Here is a 15,381-nt window from a genome sequence, read left to right on the forward strand (position 1 = left end):
CAGCAGGTTCTCGCGAGCCCGGGCACGTTCCACGAGCCGGAGGTGCGCACCGGCGGACCCTCCGGCACGCGGAACCGACTCCGGCACGCCGGAACGGCCGGTTCTCGCGAGCCGGAGCAGGTTCCACGAGCCGAAGGTGGGGCGGGCCTCGCGCAGCCGCTCCGGGCGGCGGGCGTCAGCCGCCGAGCGGGTAGTCGGCGTAGGCGAAGCGCGCCCCGTCCGGCGACCAGCCCGCGACGTTGATCGTGCCCTGGCCGCCGAAGAGCGACTGCACCACCCGGCCCGGAGAGGTGTCGCCGGCCGGGCGCCTCTCGAGCGCGAGCAGCCGCAGCTCGACCGGCAGGTTCTCCGGGTGCCCGGCCGTCCCGGCGGGGTAGGCGAGGTACAGCAGGTGCGCGCCGTCCGGCGACTCGTGCGGGAACCAGTCGACCGTGTCCGACTCCACGGTCCGCTCGACCCCGGAGCCGTCGCGCCGCATCCGGAACAGCTGGGCGACGCCGCCCTCGCGCTCGGAGTTGAAGTGCAGCCACTCGCCGTCGGCGGAGAAGTCGACGCCGTCGTCCGGGTGCTCGTCGTCGGTCAGCGCGGTGAGCGGGCCGCCCTCGGCGGGCATCGTGTAGACGTTGGTGACCCAGCGGCCGGTGGCGTCCTCGCCGCCGCCGATCAGCGCGAGCAGTCGGCCGTCGGGCGAGACGCCGTGCAGGTAGTGCTTGAAGCGCGGCACGGGCCCGGCGGAGGTGACCCGCCGGGCGGGCGCCGAGCCGTCCAGGGCCACCGCGTAGAGGTGACCGTCGCGCGCGGAGACGTACGCCGTCCCGCCCTCGGGAGCGAGCACGTGGTCGTTGTTCAGCTCGTCCGGCACCCCGTCGAGCGGGATCGCCTGGAGCCCGGCGGGACCGACCGGCGCGTCCCCGAGCGGCAGCCGGAACAGCCCGCCGTCCCCGTTGACCACCAGGAACGACCCGTCCGGCGACCAGTTCGGTGCCTCCACGAGGAGCGAGTCGGAGGAGAAGACCGTGGTGACCTCGCCGCTCGCGACGTCGAGCACGCGGATCCGGCAGGTCTGGGCGGGGAGCAGTGAGCGGGCCATGCGCACCACGGTAAGGGAACGGGGGTCGTCAAGCCCGTCCGCACTCAGGTTCCCGCCGCCTGCCCTCCCTTATCCTTGTCTGGACAACTGTGCTGAGTGGAACCGGGGAGGACTGTGTGATGCTCCTCACCCTCGCGATCACGTTCGCCCTCGCGGTGATCACGCCGTGGATCGTCGACCGCTTCGGTCCGAAGGTCTTCTACGCCCTCGCCCTCGTGCCGGCCGCGACCTTCGTCTCGACCGCCGCCTCGCTGCCGACGGTCCTCGCCGGCGGAGAGCTGCGCGAGGAGGTCCCGTGGATCCCCTCCCTCGACATCTCGCTCTCGTTCCGGCTGGACGCGCTCTCGATCGTCCTCGCGCTCGTCGTCAGCGGCGTCGGCGCCCTCGTCCTCGCCTACTGCGGCAGCTACTTCAAGCGCGACGAGCCGTCGCTCGGCCGGTTCGCCGCCCTGCTCTTCGCCTTCGCCGGCGTGATGTACGGGCTGGTCACCGCCGACGACGTGATCATCCTCTTCGTCTTCTGGGAGGCGACGAGCGTCCTCTCCTACCTGCTGATCGGGCACTACAGCGGTCGCAAGGAGAGCCGCGGAGCCGGCCTCCAGGCCCTGCTGGTCACCACCCTCGGCGGCCTGGCGATGCTCGTCGGCGTGATCATCCTGATCGTCGAGTCGGGCACCTCGAGCCTCGCGGGCATCGTCGCCGCGGCCCCCTCCGGCCCGATCGTCTCCGTCGCGCTCGTCCTCGTGCTGCTCGGTGCCTTCTCCAAGTCGGCGCTGGTCCCCTTCCACTTCTGGCTGCCGGCCGCCATGGCCGCGCCCACCCCGGTCAGCGCCTACCTGCACGCCGCCGCGATGGTGAAGGCCGGCATCTACCTGGTCGCCCGCCTCGCGCCGGGCTTCGCCGACGACGCCGTGTGGCTCCCCGTGATCGTCAGCGTCGGCGTCTGGACGATGCTCGTCGGCGGCTGGCGCTCGCTCCGCCAGTACGACCTCAAGCTCGTCCTCGCCTACGGCACCGTCAGCCAGCTCGGCTTCCTCACCGTCGCGGTCGGCTTCGGCTCGCGCGACGCGGCCCTCGCCGGCCTCACCCTGCTGATCGGGCACGCGCTCTTCAAGGCGCTGCTGTTCCTCGCCGTCGGCATCGTCGACCACCGGGCCGGCACCCGCGACCTGCGCAAGCTCAGCGGCCTGGGCCGCCAGACCCCGGTGCTCGCCGGCGCCGCGCTGCTCGGCGTGCTCTCGATGGCGGGCATCCCGCCGCTGCTCGGCTTCGTCGCGAAGGAGGCGGTCTTCACCAGTCTGCTGTCCGCGATCGAGCAGGGCTCGTTCTGGGCCTGGGTCGCACTGATCGGCCTCGTCCTCGGCTCGATCCTCACCGTCGCCTACTCGGCCCGCTTCTTCTGGGGCGCGTTCGCCCGCAAGAAGGGCCTCGAGGACACCCACCTCCACGCGGAGCCGTGGACCTTCACCGCGCCCACCGTCGTCCTCGCGGTCGTGAGCGTCGTCGGCGGCATCGGCGCCTCGCTGCTCGACCCGCTCGTCGCGGTCTACGCCGACACGCTCCCCTACGGTGCCCCCGACGCCGACCCGCAGCTCGCCGCGGCGGCCGAGGAGTCCGACCACGGCGGCTACCACCTCGCGCTCTGGCACGGCTTCGAGCCCGCCCTCGCGCTCAGCGCGATCGTCATCGCGATCGGCCTGCTGCTCTTCGCCAAGCGGATCGCGGTCGCGCGGATCCAGTCCAGGGTCCCGAACACCATCGACTCCGCCGAGGGCTACTGGGCGACCGTCCGCTGGCTCGACCGCGTCGCGAGCACCGTCACCGAGTTCGTCCAGCGCGGCTCGCTCCCCCGCTACCTCACGGTGATCTTCGCGGTCTTCGTGCTGGGAGTCGGCGGCGCCGCGGCGCTGAACCGCACCTGGCCCGGCGACCTCGTCTTCTGGGACTCGCCCGGCCAGCTCGCCGTCGCGGCCGTGATGATCCTCGCCGCGATCCTCTGCGCCGTCGCGCGCAACCGCGTCGCCGCCGTGCTGCTCGCCGGCGCGACCGGCTACGGGATGGTCGCCCTCTTCGCCATTCAGGGCGCCCCGGACCTCGCGCTCACCCAGGCGCTGATCGAGACGATCACCCTGGTCGTCTTCGTCCTCGTGCTGCGCCGCCTCCCCACCCGGATCGCGCAGAAGCACCAGCCGATGCGCAAGCGCCTGCGCGCCGTCATCGGCATCGCGGTCGGCGCCGTGATGGCCCTCGCGGCGACGATCGCCCTCGGCGCCCGCACCGCGACCCCGATCTCCGTCGACCTCCCCCGCCTGGCCTACGAGGAGGGCAAGGGGCGCAACATCGTCAACGTCCTCCTCGTCGACATCCGCGCCTGGGACACCATGGGCGAGATCTCCGTGCTGGTCGTCGTGGCGACCGGTGTCGCGAGCCTGATCTTCCTCTCCAGCCGGGCCGGCGGCGCTCCGCGCCTCGAGCACCAGAGCGCGGCCGACCGCGAGGAGCGCGCGACCGACCTCACCGCCCCCTCGGCCGACGCGGAGAAGACCGGCGACCGCGGCTCCTGGCTGGTCGCCGGCCGCACGCTCCGCCCCGAGAACCGCTCCATCGTGCTCGAGGTGCTGGTGCGCCTGCTCTTCCACCCCGCGATGATCGTCTCGGTCTACCTGCTCTTCACCGGTCACAACACCCCGGGCGGAGGCTTCGCGGGCGGCCTGCTCGCCGGTCTCGCCCTCGTCGCGCGCTACCTGGCCGGCGGCCGGTTCGAGCTCGGCGAGGCCGCGCCGATCGACGCGGGCAAGGTCCTCGGCCTCGGGCTGCTCTTCGCGGTCGGTACGGCCGTCTCCTCGCTCGCCTTCGGCCTCGAGGTGCTCGAGTCCAGCTGGCTCGACCTCTACCTGCCGGTGCTCGGCGAGCTGCACCTCGGCACCTCCACCCTCTTCGACATCGGCGTGTACCTGATCGTGATCGGCCTGACCCTCGACATCCTCCGCAGCCTCGGCGGCGAGGTCGACCGCCACGGCGAGGAGGCCGAGCAGGGCGACCCCTCCGGCGACGGCGTCACCCACTCGACCGACAGCACCCCCGGCCCCGGCGCCGGCACCGTCGACGGCCTCGAGACGAAGCTGCCGACCGGCTCCACCGTCGTCGGCGGACCGGGCAGGGGGGACGACGCATGAGCATCACCCTCGTCCTCGTCGTCGTGATGGCGGTGCTGTACGCCGCGGGCGTCTACCAGATGCTCGAGCGCAGCCTCACCCGGATCCTGATCGGCTTCCTCCTGGTCGGCAACGCGACGAACATCCTGATCCTGCTGATGGCGGGCCGCTCCGGCGTCGCGCCGTTCGTCACCGACGACGGCCGCTCCTACGAGCAGATCGCCGAGGAGATGGCCGACCCGCTGCCGCAGGCGCTGATCCTGACGGCGATCGTGATCACCTTCGGGGTGTCCGCCTTCCTCCTCGCGATGATCTACCGGCGCTGGCGCCTCGCCAACGCCGACCAGGTCGAGGACGACGAGACCGACGCATCCGTCCGCGCGGACGCGGCCGGCATCTCGGCGCAGACCACCGCGGACGACCGGGCCCTGGACGTCCTGCTCGAATCGAGCGACGAGGGCACCGCCGCCAAGCACGGCGAGAGCGCCATGACCGACGACAGGAAGGAGGACCGATGAACGTGCTGATCCCCCTCGTCGTCACCCTCCCCCTGCTGGGAGCCGCCGTCGCCCTCGTGCTCGGCCGGCACCGCCGCGCGCAGATCACGGTCAACATCGTCACGCTGTCCGCTGTCCTGGTGATCTCCTCCGTGCTGCTCGTCCTGGTCCTCACCGGCCAGGAGGGCGGCAGCGCGGTCTACGTCGGCGGCTGGGAGCCGCCGTGGGGCATCGTGCTGGTCGTCGATCCGCTCGCCGCCCTGATGCTGGTGATCACCTCGGTCACGCTGCTCGGCGTCCTGCTGTTCTCGGTCGGCCAGGGCCTGGTCGACGGCAACCGCGAGACGCCGGTCACGATCTTCCACCCGACCTACCTGATCCTCTCGGCCGGCATCCTCAACGCCTTCGTCGCGGGCGACCTCTTCAACCTCTACGTCGGCTTCGAGATCCTGCTCGCGGCGAGCTACGTGCTGATCACCCTCGGCGGCACGGCGCCGCGGATCCGGGCGGGCACGACCTACGTCGTCGTCAGCCTGGTCTCGAGCGTGTTCTTCCTCTCCGCGATCGGCCTGCTCTACGGCGCCACCGGCACCGTCAACATGGCGCAGCTGTCGATCCGCATCGCGGAGCTGCCCGCCGACGTCCAGCTCGTGCTGCACGTGGTGCTGCTGCTCGGCTTCGGGATCAAGGCCGCGGTCTTCCCGCTGTCGTTCTGGCTGCCCGACTCCTATCCCACCGCGCCGGCGCCGGTCACGGCCGTCTTCGCCGGCCTGCTCACCAAGGTCGGCGTCTACGCGCTGATCCGCACCGAGACGCTGCTCTTCCCGGGCGGCAGGCTCACGGAAGTGCTGATGGTGGTCGCGCTGCTGACGCTGGTGGTCGGCATCCTCGGCGCCGTCGCGCAGGCGGACATCAAGCGGATGCTCTCCTTCACGCTGGTCTCGCACATCGGCTACATGGTCTTCGGCATCGCCATCGGCACGGAGGCGGGCTACGCCGCGACGATCTTCTACGTGATCCACCACATCACCGTGCAGACCACGCTGTTCCTCGCGACCGGGCTGATCGAGCGCGTCGGCGGCACCACCTCGATCCTCCGCCTCGGCGGTCTGCTGAAGGCCTCGCCGCTGCTCGCGCTGCTCTACTTCATCCCCGCGATGAACCTCGGCGGCATCCCGCCCTTCACCGGCTTCCTCGGCAAGGTCGGCCTCTTCGTCGCCGGCACCGAGTCCGCCGCGGACCAGCCCTCCTGGCTGATCTGGGCGGTCATCGCCGCGGGCGCGGTCACCTCGCTGCTCACCCTCTACGCGGTCGCCCGCGTCTGGAACATGGCGTTCTGGCGCCGCCAGGAGGAGGTGCCCGGCTACGAGTCCCCGCTGATCGACCAGCTGCAGGAGGACCCGCACGACACGGGCACGGTCCGCACCCGGCACTCCCCGCCGATGATGGTCCTCGCGACCGCCGGCATGGTCGTCTTCGGCGTGGGCCTCACGATCGCCGCCGGCCCGCTCTACGACGCCAGCGAGCAGGCCGCCGCCGCGGTCGCCGACCCGTCCACCTACATCGCCACGGTCTACCGCGACTCGTCCTTCGGAGAGGAGGGCCCCCGATGAGCCCCCGCCGCCGCGTCGACTTCTGGAACCGGTTCGCGATGTTCGTGACGCTCGTCGGCATCTGGGTGCTGCTCTGGGACGACGTCTCGGTGCTCTCGATCGTCTCGGGCTTCCTGGTCGCGCTGATCATCACCCGCGTCTTCTACCTGCCGCCGGTGGAGTTCTCCAACCGGGTGAACCCCTGGCACCTGCTGGTCTTCCTGCTGCGCCTCGCGCTGGACATCGCGGTCGCATCCGTCCGCGTCTCGTACCAGATCCTCACCCTGCCGGTCCCGGTGCACAACGCGATCGTGGCCGTGCACCTGCGCAGCCGCTCCGAGGGGATGCTGGTCTGGACGACCGAGGCCGTCTCGCTCGTCCCCGGCTCGCTCGTGATCGACGTCGACCCCCAGCTGAACGTGCTCTACCTGCACGTGCTCGGCGTCACTCACGACGAGGGCCACCGGATCGACGAGGTCCGCCGCACGGTCCTGCGCACCGAGGCGCGCATCGTCCGCGCGATCGGCTCGCGCGAGGACGTCGCCCGGGTCAGCGAGCCGCTCGGCGAGAACGCGGGGGTGCTCCGATGATCGAGTGGCTCGTCTGGATCCTGGTGCCGATCTTCGGAGCGGCCGCCCTGCTCTCGCTCGTGCGCATCCTGATCGGCCCGTCGGTCCTGGACCGCGTGGTCGCGGCCGACGTGCTCGTCGCCACGATCCTCTGCGGACTCGGCGCCGAGATGGCGATCAACCACCACGCGACGACGCTGCCGGTCGCGCTCGGGCTCGCGCTGTTCGCGGTGTTCGGCTCGATCAGCGTCGCCAAGTTCATGGCCAACCGCGAGGAGGACTGACATGGACGTGCTCCTCGACGTCGTCACCGCCGTGCTCGTCACCGTCGGCGCCCTGCTCTCGCTGGTCGCCGCGATCGGCCTGCTCCGCTTCGACGACCTGCTCTCCCGGATGCACGCGGGCACGAAGCCCCAGGTCCTCGGCATCATCTGCGTGATGCTCGCCGTCGCGATCCGGAACCCCGGCTTCGCCGCCGCGGGCACCGTCGTCCTGGTGATCGGCTTCCAGCTGCTGACCGTGCCGATCTCGGCGCACATGGTCGGCCGCGCCGCCTACCGGGCCGAGGCCGTCTCCACCGGGTTCCTCGTCTCGGACGAGCTCGCCGACGCCGTGCAGCGCGCGGACGACGCCTCGCGGGCGACCGGTCCGGAGACGGCGCACGCGTCCGAGGAGGCCGCCGAGCGCTCGAGCGCCCCGCAGCCGGAGGACGAGGACGGCCCGGCCGCGACCGCCTAGCCGCCGGTCATCGTCCGCAGCGCGTAGCCGCCGACGGCGAGCGTCACCGCGAACAGCCCGCCGATCAGCAGCACGAGCAGCGGCACCACCCAGAGCAGGGCCCTCCGGCGTCGGGCGCGGGCGGCTTCCGGGGTCTCTTCGCTCACCCGTCGACCCTAGGCCAGGCGGCGCCTGCGCCGGGCCGGGCGCTTCCGGGGCGCCCGCTACCCTTGATGCCATGACCCTGGACTCCGCTCTCTCCGGCGCGCCCGAGAACTCCCCTGCTCCCGGGAGCTCCCCCGTCTCGTTCCCGGAGGCGGCCGGCCGGCCCGGTGCGGAGTGGTGGCGCACCGCGGTCATCTACCAGATCTACCCGCGCTCGTTCGCGGACGCCGACGGCGACGGCATCGGCGACCTCCCCGGCATCACCTCGCGCCTGGACAGCCTGGCCGAGCTCGGCATCGACGCGATCTGGCTCTCGCCGTTCATGACCTCGCCGCAGAAGGACGCCGGCTACGACGTCGCCGACTACTGCGACGTCGACCCGCTCTTCGGCACGCTGGCCGACTTCGACGCGATGCTCGCCCGCGCCCACGCGCTCGGGATCCGGGTGATCGTCGACCTCGTCCCCAACCACTCCTCGAGCGCGCACCGCTGGTTCCAGGCCGCCCTGGCCGCTCCCGCCGGCAGCGACGAGCGCGGGCGCTACCTCTTCCGCGACGGCCGCGGCCCCTCCGGCGAGCTGCCGCCGAACAACTGGGAGTCGGTCTTCGGCGGACCCGCCTGGACCCGGGTCACCGAGCCCGACGGCACCCCCGGCCAGTGGTACCTGCACCTCTTCGACACCTCGCAGCCCGACTTCGACTGGACGGACGAGTGGGTGCGCGAGCGCTTCCGCGAGGTCCTGCGCTTCTGGCTGGACCGCGGCGTCGACGGCTTCCGCGTCGACGTGGCGCACGGGATGATCAAGGCCGAGGGCCTGCCCGACTACACCCCGCCCGCCGACAGCGGCTCGATGGGAGGCGTGGCGCCGGGCGACGACGCCGAGCCCGTCACCGCTCCCTACTGGGCGCAGGACGGCGTGCACGAGATCTACCGCGACTGGCACGCGCTGCTCGCCGAGTACCCGGCCGACCGCGTGCTCTGCGCGGAGGCGTGGGTGCAGCCGCTCTCGAAGCTCGCCCGCTGGGTGCGTCCCGACGAGATGCACCAGGCCTTCAACTTCGCCTACCTCGAGACGCCGTGGAGCGGACCCGCGCTGCGCGACATCATCGACTCCTCGCTGAGCTCGTTCGCCGCGGTCGGCGCACCCTCGACCTGGGTCCTCTCGAACCACGACGTCGTGCGCCACGCCAGCCGCCTCGCCCTCACCTCCGACAACCCGCAGGGCTACGGCATCGGCCCGCGCACCCCGGGCCTGCCCGACCCGGTGCTCGGCCTCCGCCGCGCGCGGGCCGCGACCGCGCTGATGCTGGCGCTGCCCGGCTCCGCCTACGTCTACCAGGGTGAGGAGCTCGGCCTGCCCGAGGCGATCGACCTGCCCGACGCTGCACGTCAGGACCCGACCTGGTTCCGCACGAACGGCGAGCGCTACGGCCGCGACGGCTGCCGCGTGCCCCTGCCCTGGGAGGCCGACGCGCCCGCCTACGGCTTCAACGACTCCGGCGACTCCTGGCTCCCCCAGCCCGGCGACTGGGCGCCGTTCGCGCGCGACCGCCAGACCGGCGTCGAGGGGTCGACCCTCGAGCTCTACCGGGAGCTCCTCGCGGTGCGCCGCGCGGAGGACCTCGGCTCGGGCACGATCGAGTGGCTCGAGGGCTACCCGGAGGACGTCGTGGCGTTCCGCAACGGCGGCGTCACCGTGATCGCGAACACCGGCTCGTCGCTGGTGGAGCTGCCGGTCGGCACGGTCGTGCTCTCCTCCGAGGAGCTGCACGAGCCGGCGCTGCCGGGTGACACGACGGTCTGGCTACGCCAAGACTGACGTCCCAGAGTTCGATCTGCAGGTGATCCGCCGCCGCGGGCTGCGCTGCCGCGGCGGAACGGGCGCTGCGACGCGGATCGCCTGCAGATCGAACGGGAGCGGGCGGGCCCGCGGCGGCTCAGCGCCCGGCGTTCGCCTTGAGCCAGAGGTAGGAGTCGACCTTGGTCACGCCGTCGAGGCGGATCTCGAAGTGCAGGTGCGGCCCGGTCGACATGCCGGTCGTGCCGACGAGGCCGAGCAGCTGGCCGACCTTGACCGGGTCGCCCTCGTTGACCGCCGCACTGCCGTGCTGCATGTGCGCGTAGACGCTCGAGACGAGCTGGCCGTCGATCTCGTGGTCGACGATGACGTGCACGCCGAGCGAGCCTTCGCCGTCGATCACGGTGCGGACCACGCCGTCGGCGATCGCCTGGATCGGCGAGCCGTTGCCCGGGTTGAAGTCGGTGCCGCCGTGATTGACCGAGCAGCCCGCGCAGTTGCGGTAGCCGAAGCGGTCGCCCACCGGCACTCCGACGGCGAAGGGCCACTGGATCGAGGCGTTCGGGTCGTTGGTGAAGCCTGCGTCGGAGGTGCGGCCGATAGCCGCGATGTCCGTCTGCGTCTTGCGCTCCTGCACGCCGAAGCCGTCGCGGGCGACGGTCTCGGCGCTGACCTCGCCGGTCGTGAACGACTGCGCGCCGCGGTCGACGGTGCCGCCGGGCGCGACGACGAGGTTCTGCGCCTGCACCTCCTCGGCCGTGAGGAGCGACGTGGCCGGCAGCGAGGTCGCGGCCACCATCGCGGCGACGAACGAGAGCGCGACGAGACCGCCGATCCGGCGGCTGGAGCGCACGGGCCGGAGCGGTGCGACGCGAGGTGCGGAGACGGGCGCCGGTGGCGCGGAGCGGACGGAGGCGACCCGCAGCTCGGCGTCGCGGAGCTCGGCCGGGGCGACCGGCACTCCCTCGTCCTGCGCGTCGGCGGCCAGTGCCTGGGCGCGCTCGCGCTCGCGCAGCTCGCGACGGGTGAGGGGTGGGACGGATTCGCCGGGGGTCGATGCGGAGGCAGCGGGCAAGGGCGAATCGGGGCTCACGAAATCCGGATCTTCCGTCGGGGGCAGGGGACGAGCGGCGCTCCGCCAGGGAGTCGAAGCGCTTCTCGGGGGTCCGCGACCGCATCCTGTGCGAATGTCACGAATTCATAAAGGATAACCACGGACTCCCGATCCGGCCAGAGCGGGTCGCGCAGAGGCCGGATCCTCGTCGCCGGATCCGCGCTCGGCGCTCGGATCCTGCGCGATCATGCGCGCGCATGCACCGACTCCGCGCGGAACCGGTCCCCGATCAGACCTCGTCGGCGCGCAGCCGCCGCAGCAGAGCCTCGATCTCGCTGAAGACCGGCCCCGGGGCCGCGATCAGCAGCCCGTTGCCCGCCGGGCGGCCGTCGAAGCCGGCGACGATCGCTCCGGCCTCCTCCGCCACGAGGGCGCCCGCCGCGAGGTCCCACGGGTTCAGACCGCGCTCGTAGTACGCGTTCAGCGACCCGGAGGCGACCGCGCAGAGGTCGAGCGCTGCCGAGCCGATGCGGCGGATGTCGCGCACCGAGCCGAGCAGCTCCTGCACGACCGCGCCCTGGCGCATCCGGCGCCCGGCGTCGTAGCCGAAGCCCGTGCCGACCAGCGCCAGCGAGAGCGAGGCGGGCGGAGTGACGTGCAGCGCGACCCCGTCGCGCTCGGCCCCGCCGCCCCGGCTCGCGGTGTAGACCTCGCCGGTCGCGCCGTTCACGACCGCCCCGGCGAGCGCCGTCCAGGTCTCCGGCTCCGGCTCGCCCTCGACCACGGCGATGCTGACCGCGTAGGAGGGGATGCCGTAGAGGTAGTTGACCGTGCCGTCGATCGGATCGACGACCCAGGTGAGTCCGCTCGTCCCGCCGCCCGCGCCGGACTCCTCGCCGAGGAAGCCGTCGTCCGGCCGCGCCTCGGCGAGCCGACGGCGGATCAGCTGCTCGACCTCGCGGTCGGCGGCCGTGACCACGTCCTCCGGCGACGACTTCGAGGCGGCGATCTCGACCCCGTCCTGGCGGCGCTGCCGGGCGAGGTGCGCCGCCTCGACGGCGATCGAGCGGGCGATGGCGAGGAGGGAGGCGTGGGCGCTCATGCGTCCAGCCTAGGGACCGGCCGGTCCGGCGGGGACGGACGCAGGCGGGGCAGACGGCGACCGGGCCCGCGGAGGATCATGGGGGCATGAGCGCCGCCGTGACCCCTCAGCCCCCGATCGCCGTGACCGGAGCCACCGGGGCGGTGGGCGGCCGCGTCGCGCGCCTGCTCGCCGACGCCGGCCTCCCCCTCCGCCTCCTCGCCCGCGACCCGTCGCGTGCGCCCGAGCTGCCGGGGGCGACGGCCGTCCGCTCGTCCTTCACCGATCCGGGCGATGCGCTCGACGGCGTCCGGCTCCTGCTGATGGTGTCCGCGGCCGAGAACGAGGACCGGCTCGCCGAGCACCTCTCGATGGTCGCGGCCGCCGCCGCCGCGGGCGTCGAGCACGTCGTCTACACGTCCTTCGCCGGCGCCTCCCCCACCGCGACCTTCACGCTCGCGCGCGACCACGCCGCGACGGAGGAGGCGATCCGCGCCTCCGGGATGTCGTGGACCTTCCTCCGTGACAACCTCTATCTGGACTTCGTCCCCGCGATGCTCGGCGACGACGGCGCGATCCGCGGCCCGGCCGGCACCGGCCGCGCGGCGATCGTCGCCCGCGAGGACGTCGCCCGCGCCGCCGCCGCGATCCTGCGCGCCCCCGAGGAGCACCGCGGCGCGACCTACGAGCTGACCGGTCCCGAGGCCCTCACCTTCGACGAGATCGCGGCCGTCCTCACCGCCGCCGGCCACCCCGCGGTCTTCGTCGACGAGACCCTCGAGGAGGCGCGCGCCTCCCGCCGCCGCTGGAACGCCCCCGACTGGCAGCTCGACGCCTGGATCAGCACCTACACCGCCGTCGCCGCCGGCGAGATGCAGCACGTCTCCGGCGACGTCGAGCGCCTGACGGGCCGCGCCCCGCTGTCCCTCGAGCAGTTCCTCGCGGCGACTCGATCGGCAGCCGGGCAGGGCGCTGCATCGGTCGAGCAGTGATCGGCCGCGCGGCAGACGGTCCTCCCCCTGCTGGTCGAGCAGCGCCACAGGCGCGTATCGAGACCCGCCGTCATGAGCAGGGCGGGTCTGCAGACTCATCCTGCTGACGTGGGTGGATCTCGATACGCCCGCTGCGCGGGCTACTCGATCAGCATGAGCGCACGGCGCCGCGACGGACGAGCAGCAGTCGACCCCCGCGGCGGACGGCCCTCCCCATGCTGGTCGAGTAGCCCCGCAGGGGCGTATCGAGACCTGCGCCTCCGGAGGCGGCGGAACGGAGGAAGCCCCGCTCGCCGCCTCGGGAGGCTGGTGCGGGGCTTCGATCGTGCAGTCGTTCGGTCTCGATGCTGTGGCGAGTGAGGGATTCGAACCCCCGAAGGCTACGCCGTCTGATTTACAGTCAGATCCCTTTGGCCGCTAGGGTAACTCGCCGTCGCGCACCCGACCGGGAGTCATGCTCTCGACCGAAGGCGCTGGACAAGGATACCCACGCGCTCCCCGGATCGGAAATCGGCCTCAGCCCGCCGCCGCGGCATAGCGTGACGCCGCCTCGGCGACCTTGCCCGCGTAGCTCGTCGCCGGGTTGTACGCCGCGATCGCGTCGCGCCAGCCCGACTGCGTGGTCAGGTCGCCGCCCGCCTGGCAGAGGTAGCGCGCGGCGGTCACCGCCTGCTGATCGACGTTCTGCGGATCCCAGCCGCTCGAGGCCCAGCGCATCCAGGTGGCGGGGATGATCTGCAGCGGACCCATCGCGCGGTCCGTCTCGGGGTCGCCGTCCAGCGCTCCACCGTCGTTGTCCTCGACGCGGTCGAACTGCGCGCCGTCCAGCGAGGGTCCGTAGATCGGCTCGGTCGGGCGCCCGTCCTCGCCGAGCTCGCCGCCGAAGATCGTGCCGTGGCGGCTCTCGACGTAGCCGATGCCGGCGAGCGTCGCCCAGTCCAGTCCGCAGCCGGGGTCGACGGAGGAGGTCAGCAGCGCCGCGCCCGCGTAGGCGGTCAGCGCGCGCACCGGGATCCCGCTGCCCTCCGCCGTGCCGGCCAGCCAGTCGCCGCTCGTGAGCAGGCGGACGGGCGTCGCCGCCGTCTCGTCCGGGTCCTCGAGCAGCGCCGGATCGGCGGCGGCGGGAGCGGCGGCCGCGGGCGGCACGGTCAGCAGGCCGTCCTCGTACTCCATCGCGGGCTCCGCGGGGCGGGTACAGCCGGCCAGCACGAGGCCGACGAGCGGCAGGATCAGCAGGGCGGGGAGGCGGCGCACCGTCCCTTCGTACCAGGCGCGCCTCCGGATCGGCCCGGCGGAGGTGCGAAAGCTAAGCTCGAAGGCATGGCAGATTCAACGTTCGACGTCGTCAGCAAGGTCGACAAGATGGAGGCGGACAACGCCCTCAACCAGGCCCACAAGGAGGTCGAGCAGCGCTACGACTTCAAGAACGTCGGCGCCTCGATCGCCTGGAGCGGCGAGAAGATCCTGATCAAGGCGAACACCGAGGAGCGGGCGAACGCCATCCTCGACGTCTTCCAGACCAAGCTGATCAAGCGCGGCATCAGCCTCAAGAGCCTCGACTCGGGCGAGCCCTTCGCCTCTGGCAAGGAGTACCGGATCGAGTCCACGCTCAAGGACGGCATCGACCAGGAGCAGGCGAAGAAGATCAACAAGCTGATCCGCGACGAGGCGCCCAAGTCGGTCAAGTCGCAGATCCAGGGCGACGAGCTGCGCGTCTCGTCGAAGAGCCGCGACGACCTCCAGGCGACGATGGCGCTGCTGCGCGGGGCCGACCTCGACCTCGACCTCCAGTTCGTCAACTTCCGCTGAGGGATGTCGCACTCCGAGAGCACGCCGACCCGCCCCGGCATCGACGCCCCCGACGCGCGGGGCCGCACCGGCCTCGACCGCGAGGGCCACGACCTCACCGGCAACCCCGACGTCGTCGTGAAGTCGGTGACCCTCCTCTCCAGCCACTGGTACGTCCTGCGCACCACCGAGTTCGAGTACCGGCACCGCGACGGCCGCTGGACCACCGAGCACCGCGAGACCTACGACCGCGGCAACGGCGCGGCCGTGCTGCTCTACGACCTCGAGGCGCGCTCCGTCGTGCTGGTGCGGCAGTTCCGCTACCCCACCTACGTCAACGGCAACCTCGACGGCATGCTGCTCGAGGTGCCGGCGGGTCTGCTCGACGAGGACGGTCCGGAGGAGGGCGCGCGCCGCGAGGCGTCCGAGGAGACCGGCCTCGAGGTCGGCCGGCTCGAGCACGTCTTCGACGCGTTCATGAGCCCCGGCTCGATCACCGAGATGCTGCACTTCTACGCCGGCCCCTACCGCGCCGGCTCGAGCGACGGCGTCTACGCCGGGCTCGCGGACGAGGGCGAGGACACCGAGCTCGTCGAGCTGTCCTTCGACGAGGCCCTCGCGCAGATCGGCGTCAAGATCATCGACGCGAAGACGATCATGCTGCTGCAGTGGGCGGCCCTGAGCGGCCCGTTCTCGCGCTGACCGAGCAGCCCTCGACGAGCGCGAGTCTCGATACGCCGCTCCGCGGCTACTCGACCACCCTGCACTCCGCGCTGACGGAGCAGCCCTCGACGAGCGCGAGTCTCGATACGCCGCTCCGCAGCTACTCGACCACCCTGCGTTTCATGCTGGTCGAGTAGCCCCGCAGGGGCGTATCGAGACC

General features: G+C 72.4%; 16 protein-coding genes and 1 tRNA gene. 11 read left to right on the plus strand and 6 right to left on the minus strand.

The genetic code is table 11. The features are described 5' to 3' along the window. Window positions 1-175: 175 nt before the first annotated feature. A complete protein-coding gene (locus MT353_RS06050; protein ID WP_243623853.1) occupies window positions 176-1,090 on the minus strand; it encodes a biopolymer transporter Tol in 915 nt (304 codons plus the stop codon). 119 nt (window positions 1,091-1,209) lie between these two features. On the opposite strand from MT353_RS06050, the gene MT353_RS06055 reads away from it, so the two are divergent. From MT353_RS06055 to mnhG, 6 genes are read left to right on the plus strand one after another with little or no spacing between them, the layout of a single operon-like run. Next, the gene (locus MT353_RS06055; protein ID WP_243623854.1) at window positions 1,210-4,266 is read left to right on the plus strand and encodes a Na+/H+ antiporter subunit A; all 3,057 of its coding nucleotides are present in this window, start codon (window positions 1,210-1,212) and stop codon (window positions 4,264-4,266) included. Next, on the plus strand, window positions 4,263-4,763 hold the full coding sequence (locus MT353_RS06060; protein ID WP_243598330.1) for a Na(+)/H(+) antiporter subunit C: 501 nt from the start codon (window positions 4,263-4,265) through the stop codon (window positions 4,761-4,763). Before MT353_RS06055 ends, MT353_RS06060 begins: the two co-directional genes overlap by 4 nt. Further along, on the plus strand, window positions 4,760-6,355 hold the full coding sequence (locus MT353_RS06065; RefSeq protein ID WP_123447848.1) for a Na+/H+ antiporter subunit D: 1,596 nt from the start codon (window positions 4,760-4,762) through the stop codon (window positions 6,353-6,355). Before MT353_RS06060 ends, MT353_RS06065 begins: the two co-directional genes overlap by 4 nt. Beyond that, window positions 6,352-6,924: a Na+/H+ antiporter subunit E gene (locus tag MT353_RS06070; RefSeq protein WP_123737413.1), complete on the plus strand. Its 573-nt coding sequence runs from the start codon at window positions 6,352-6,354 to the stop codon at window positions 6,922-6,924. Before MT353_RS06065 ends, MT353_RS06070 begins: the two co-directional genes overlap by 4 nt. Then, on the plus strand, window positions 6,921-7,187 hold the full coding sequence (locus MT353_RS06075; RefSeq protein WP_123447850.1) for a monovalent cation/H+ antiporter complex subunit F: 267 nt from the start codon (window positions 6,921-6,923) through the stop codon (window positions 7,185-7,187). Before MT353_RS06070 ends, MT353_RS06075 begins: the two co-directional genes overlap by 4 nt. Window position 7,188: 1 nt before the next feature. Next, complete coding sequence (gene mnhG / locus MT353_RS06080; RefSeq protein WP_243623855.1) at window positions 7,189-7,641, plus strand: monovalent cation/H(+) antiporter subunit G; 453 nt, start codon at window positions 7,189-7,191, stop codon at window positions 7,639-7,641. Here mnhG and MT353_RS06085 read toward each other — a convergent pair. Beyond that, window positions 7,638-7,787 (minus strand): hypothetical protein, encoded by a 150-nt coding sequence (locus MT353_RS06085; protein WP_159422145.1) that lies wholly within the window; start codon window positions 7,785-7,787, stop codon window positions 7,638-7,640. The two genes, mnhG and MT353_RS06085, sit on opposite strands and share 4 nt — an antisense overlap. 71 nt (window positions 7,788-7,858) lie before the next feature. On the opposite strand from MT353_RS06085, the gene MT353_RS06090 reads away from it, so the two are divergent. Continuing rightward, complete coding sequence (locus MT353_RS06090) at window positions 7,859-9,604, plus strand: alpha-amylase family glycosyl hydrolase (RefSeq protein WP_243598327.1); 1,746 nt, start codon at window positions 7,859-7,861, stop codon at window positions 9,602-9,604. A 118-nt stretch (window positions 9,605-9,722) separates the two neighbouring features. Here the strand turns inward: MT353_RS06090 and MT353_RS06095 are convergent, their stop codons facing one another. Continuing rightward, a complete protein-coding gene (locus MT353_RS06095) occupies window positions 9,723-10,658 on the minus strand; it encodes a M23 family metallopeptidase (protein ID WP_279400575.1) in 936 nt (311 codons plus the stop codon). A 268-nt stretch (window positions 10,659-10,926) separates the two neighbouring features. Further along, entirely contained in the window at window positions 10,927-11,739 is an 813-nt protein-coding gene (locus MT353_RS06100) for an inositol monophosphatase family protein (protein WP_243623856.1), read from the minus strand. Between the two features lie 86 nt (window positions 11,740-11,825). Here MT353_RS06100 and MT353_RS06105 point away from each other — a divergent pair, with 86 nt between their 5' ends. Then, window positions 11,826-12,710: an SDR family oxidoreductase gene (locus MT353_RS06105; RefSeq protein ID WP_123737417.1), complete on the plus strand. Its 885-nt coding sequence runs from the start codon at window positions 11,826-11,828 to the stop codon at window positions 12,708-12,710. 350 nt (window positions 12,711-13,060) lie between these two features. On the opposite strand, the gene MT353_RS06110 is transcribed toward MT353_RS06105, so the two are convergent. Then, window positions 13,061-13,142, minus strand: a tRNA-Tyr gene (locus tag MT353_RS06110). A gap of 84 nt (window positions 13,143-13,226) precedes the next feature. Next, the gene (locus MT353_RS06115; protein WP_243623857.1) at window positions 13,227-13,964 is read right to left on the minus strand and encodes a hypothetical protein; all 738 of its coding nucleotides are present in this window, start codon (window positions 13,962-13,964) and stop codon (window positions 13,227-13,229) included. A 66-nt stretch (window positions 13,965-14,030) separates the two neighbouring features. On the opposite strand from MT353_RS06115, the gene MT353_RS06120 reads away from it, so the two are divergent. Genes MT353_RS06120 through MT353_RS06130 form a run of 3 tightly spaced genes read left to right on the plus strand, consistent with a single transcriptional unit; the run spans window position 14,031 to window position 15,358 of the window. Further along, window positions 14,031-14,519, plus strand: a complete 489-nt coding sequence (locus MT353_RS06120) for a YajQ family cyclic di-GMP-binding protein (RefSeq protein WP_123447856.1) — start codon at window positions 14,031-14,033, stop codon at window positions 14,517-14,519. Window positions 14,520-14,522: 3 nt separating this feature from the next. Next, window positions 14,523-15,200, plus strand: a complete 678-nt coding sequence (locus tag MT353_RS06125; RefSeq protein ID WP_243623858.1) for an NUDIX domain-containing protein — start codon at window positions 14,523-14,525, stop codon at window positions 15,198-15,200. After that, a complete protein-coding gene (locus MT353_RS06130; RefSeq protein ID WP_243623859.1) occupies window positions 15,167-15,358 on the plus strand; it encodes a hypothetical protein in 192 nt (63 codons plus the stop codon). Before MT353_RS06125 ends, MT353_RS06130 begins: the two co-directional genes overlap by 34 nt. The last annotated feature ends 23 nt before the right edge of the window (window positions 15,359-15,381 follow it).

The sequence above is a fragment of the Rathayibacter sp. VKM Ac-2927 genome (genome assembly GCF_022815525.1).
Classification (GTDB): Bacteria; Actinomycetota; Actinomycetes; order Actinomycetales; family Microbacteriaceae; genus Rathayibacter; species Rathayibacter festucae.

Excerpts from the sequence above, each read along its gene's own strand:
- mnhG (WP_243623855.1), top strand. The coding sequence starts at position 7,189 with ATGGACGTGCTCCTCGACGTCGTCACCGCCGTGCTCGTCACCGTCGGC.
- MT353_RS06065 (WP_123447848.1), top strand. The coding sequence starts at position 4,760 with ATGAACGTGCTGATCCCCCTCGTCGTCACCCTCCCCCTGCTGGGAGCC.
- MT353_RS06105 (WP_123737417.1), top strand. The coding sequence starts at position 11,826 with ATGAGCGCCGCCGTGACCCCTCAGCCCCCGATCGCCGTGACCGGAGCC.
- MT353_RS06075 (WP_123447850.1), top strand. The coding sequence starts at position 6,921 with ATGATCGAGTGGCTCGTCTGGATCCTGGTGCCGATCTTCGGAGCGGCC.
- MT353_RS06090 (WP_243598327.1), top strand. The coding sequence starts at position 7,859 with ATGACCCTGGACTCCGCTCTCTCCGGCGCGCCCGAGAACTCCCCTGCT.
- MT353_RS06070 (WP_123737413.1), top strand. The coding sequence starts at position 6,352 with ATGAGCCCCCGCCGCCGCGTCGACTTCTGGAACCGGTTCGCGATGTTC.
- MT353_RS06050 (WP_243623853.1), bottom strand. The coding sequence starts at position 1,090 with ATGGCCCGCTCACTGCTCCCCGCCCAGACCTGCCGGATCCGCGTGCTC.
- MT353_RS06055 (WP_243623854.1), top strand. The coding sequence starts at position 1,210 with ATGCTCCTCACCCTCGCGATCACGTTCGCCCTCGCGGTGATCACGCCG.
- MT353_RS06120 (WP_123447856.1), top strand. The coding sequence starts at position 14,031 with ATGGCAGATTCAACGTTCGACGTCGTCAGCAAGGTCGACAAGATGGAG.
- MT353_RS06100 (WP_243623856.1), bottom strand. The coding sequence starts at position 11,739 with ATGAGCGCCCACGCCTCCCTCCTCGCCATCGCCCGCTCGATCGCCGTC.
- MT353_RS06125 (WP_243623858.1), top strand. The coding sequence starts at position 14,523 with ATGTCGCACTCCGAGAGCACGCCGACCCGCCCCGGCATCGACGCCCCC.
- MT353_RS06060 (WP_243598330.1), top strand. The coding sequence starts at position 4,263 with ATGAGCATCACCCTCGTCCTCGTCGTCGTGATGGCGGTGCTGTACGCC.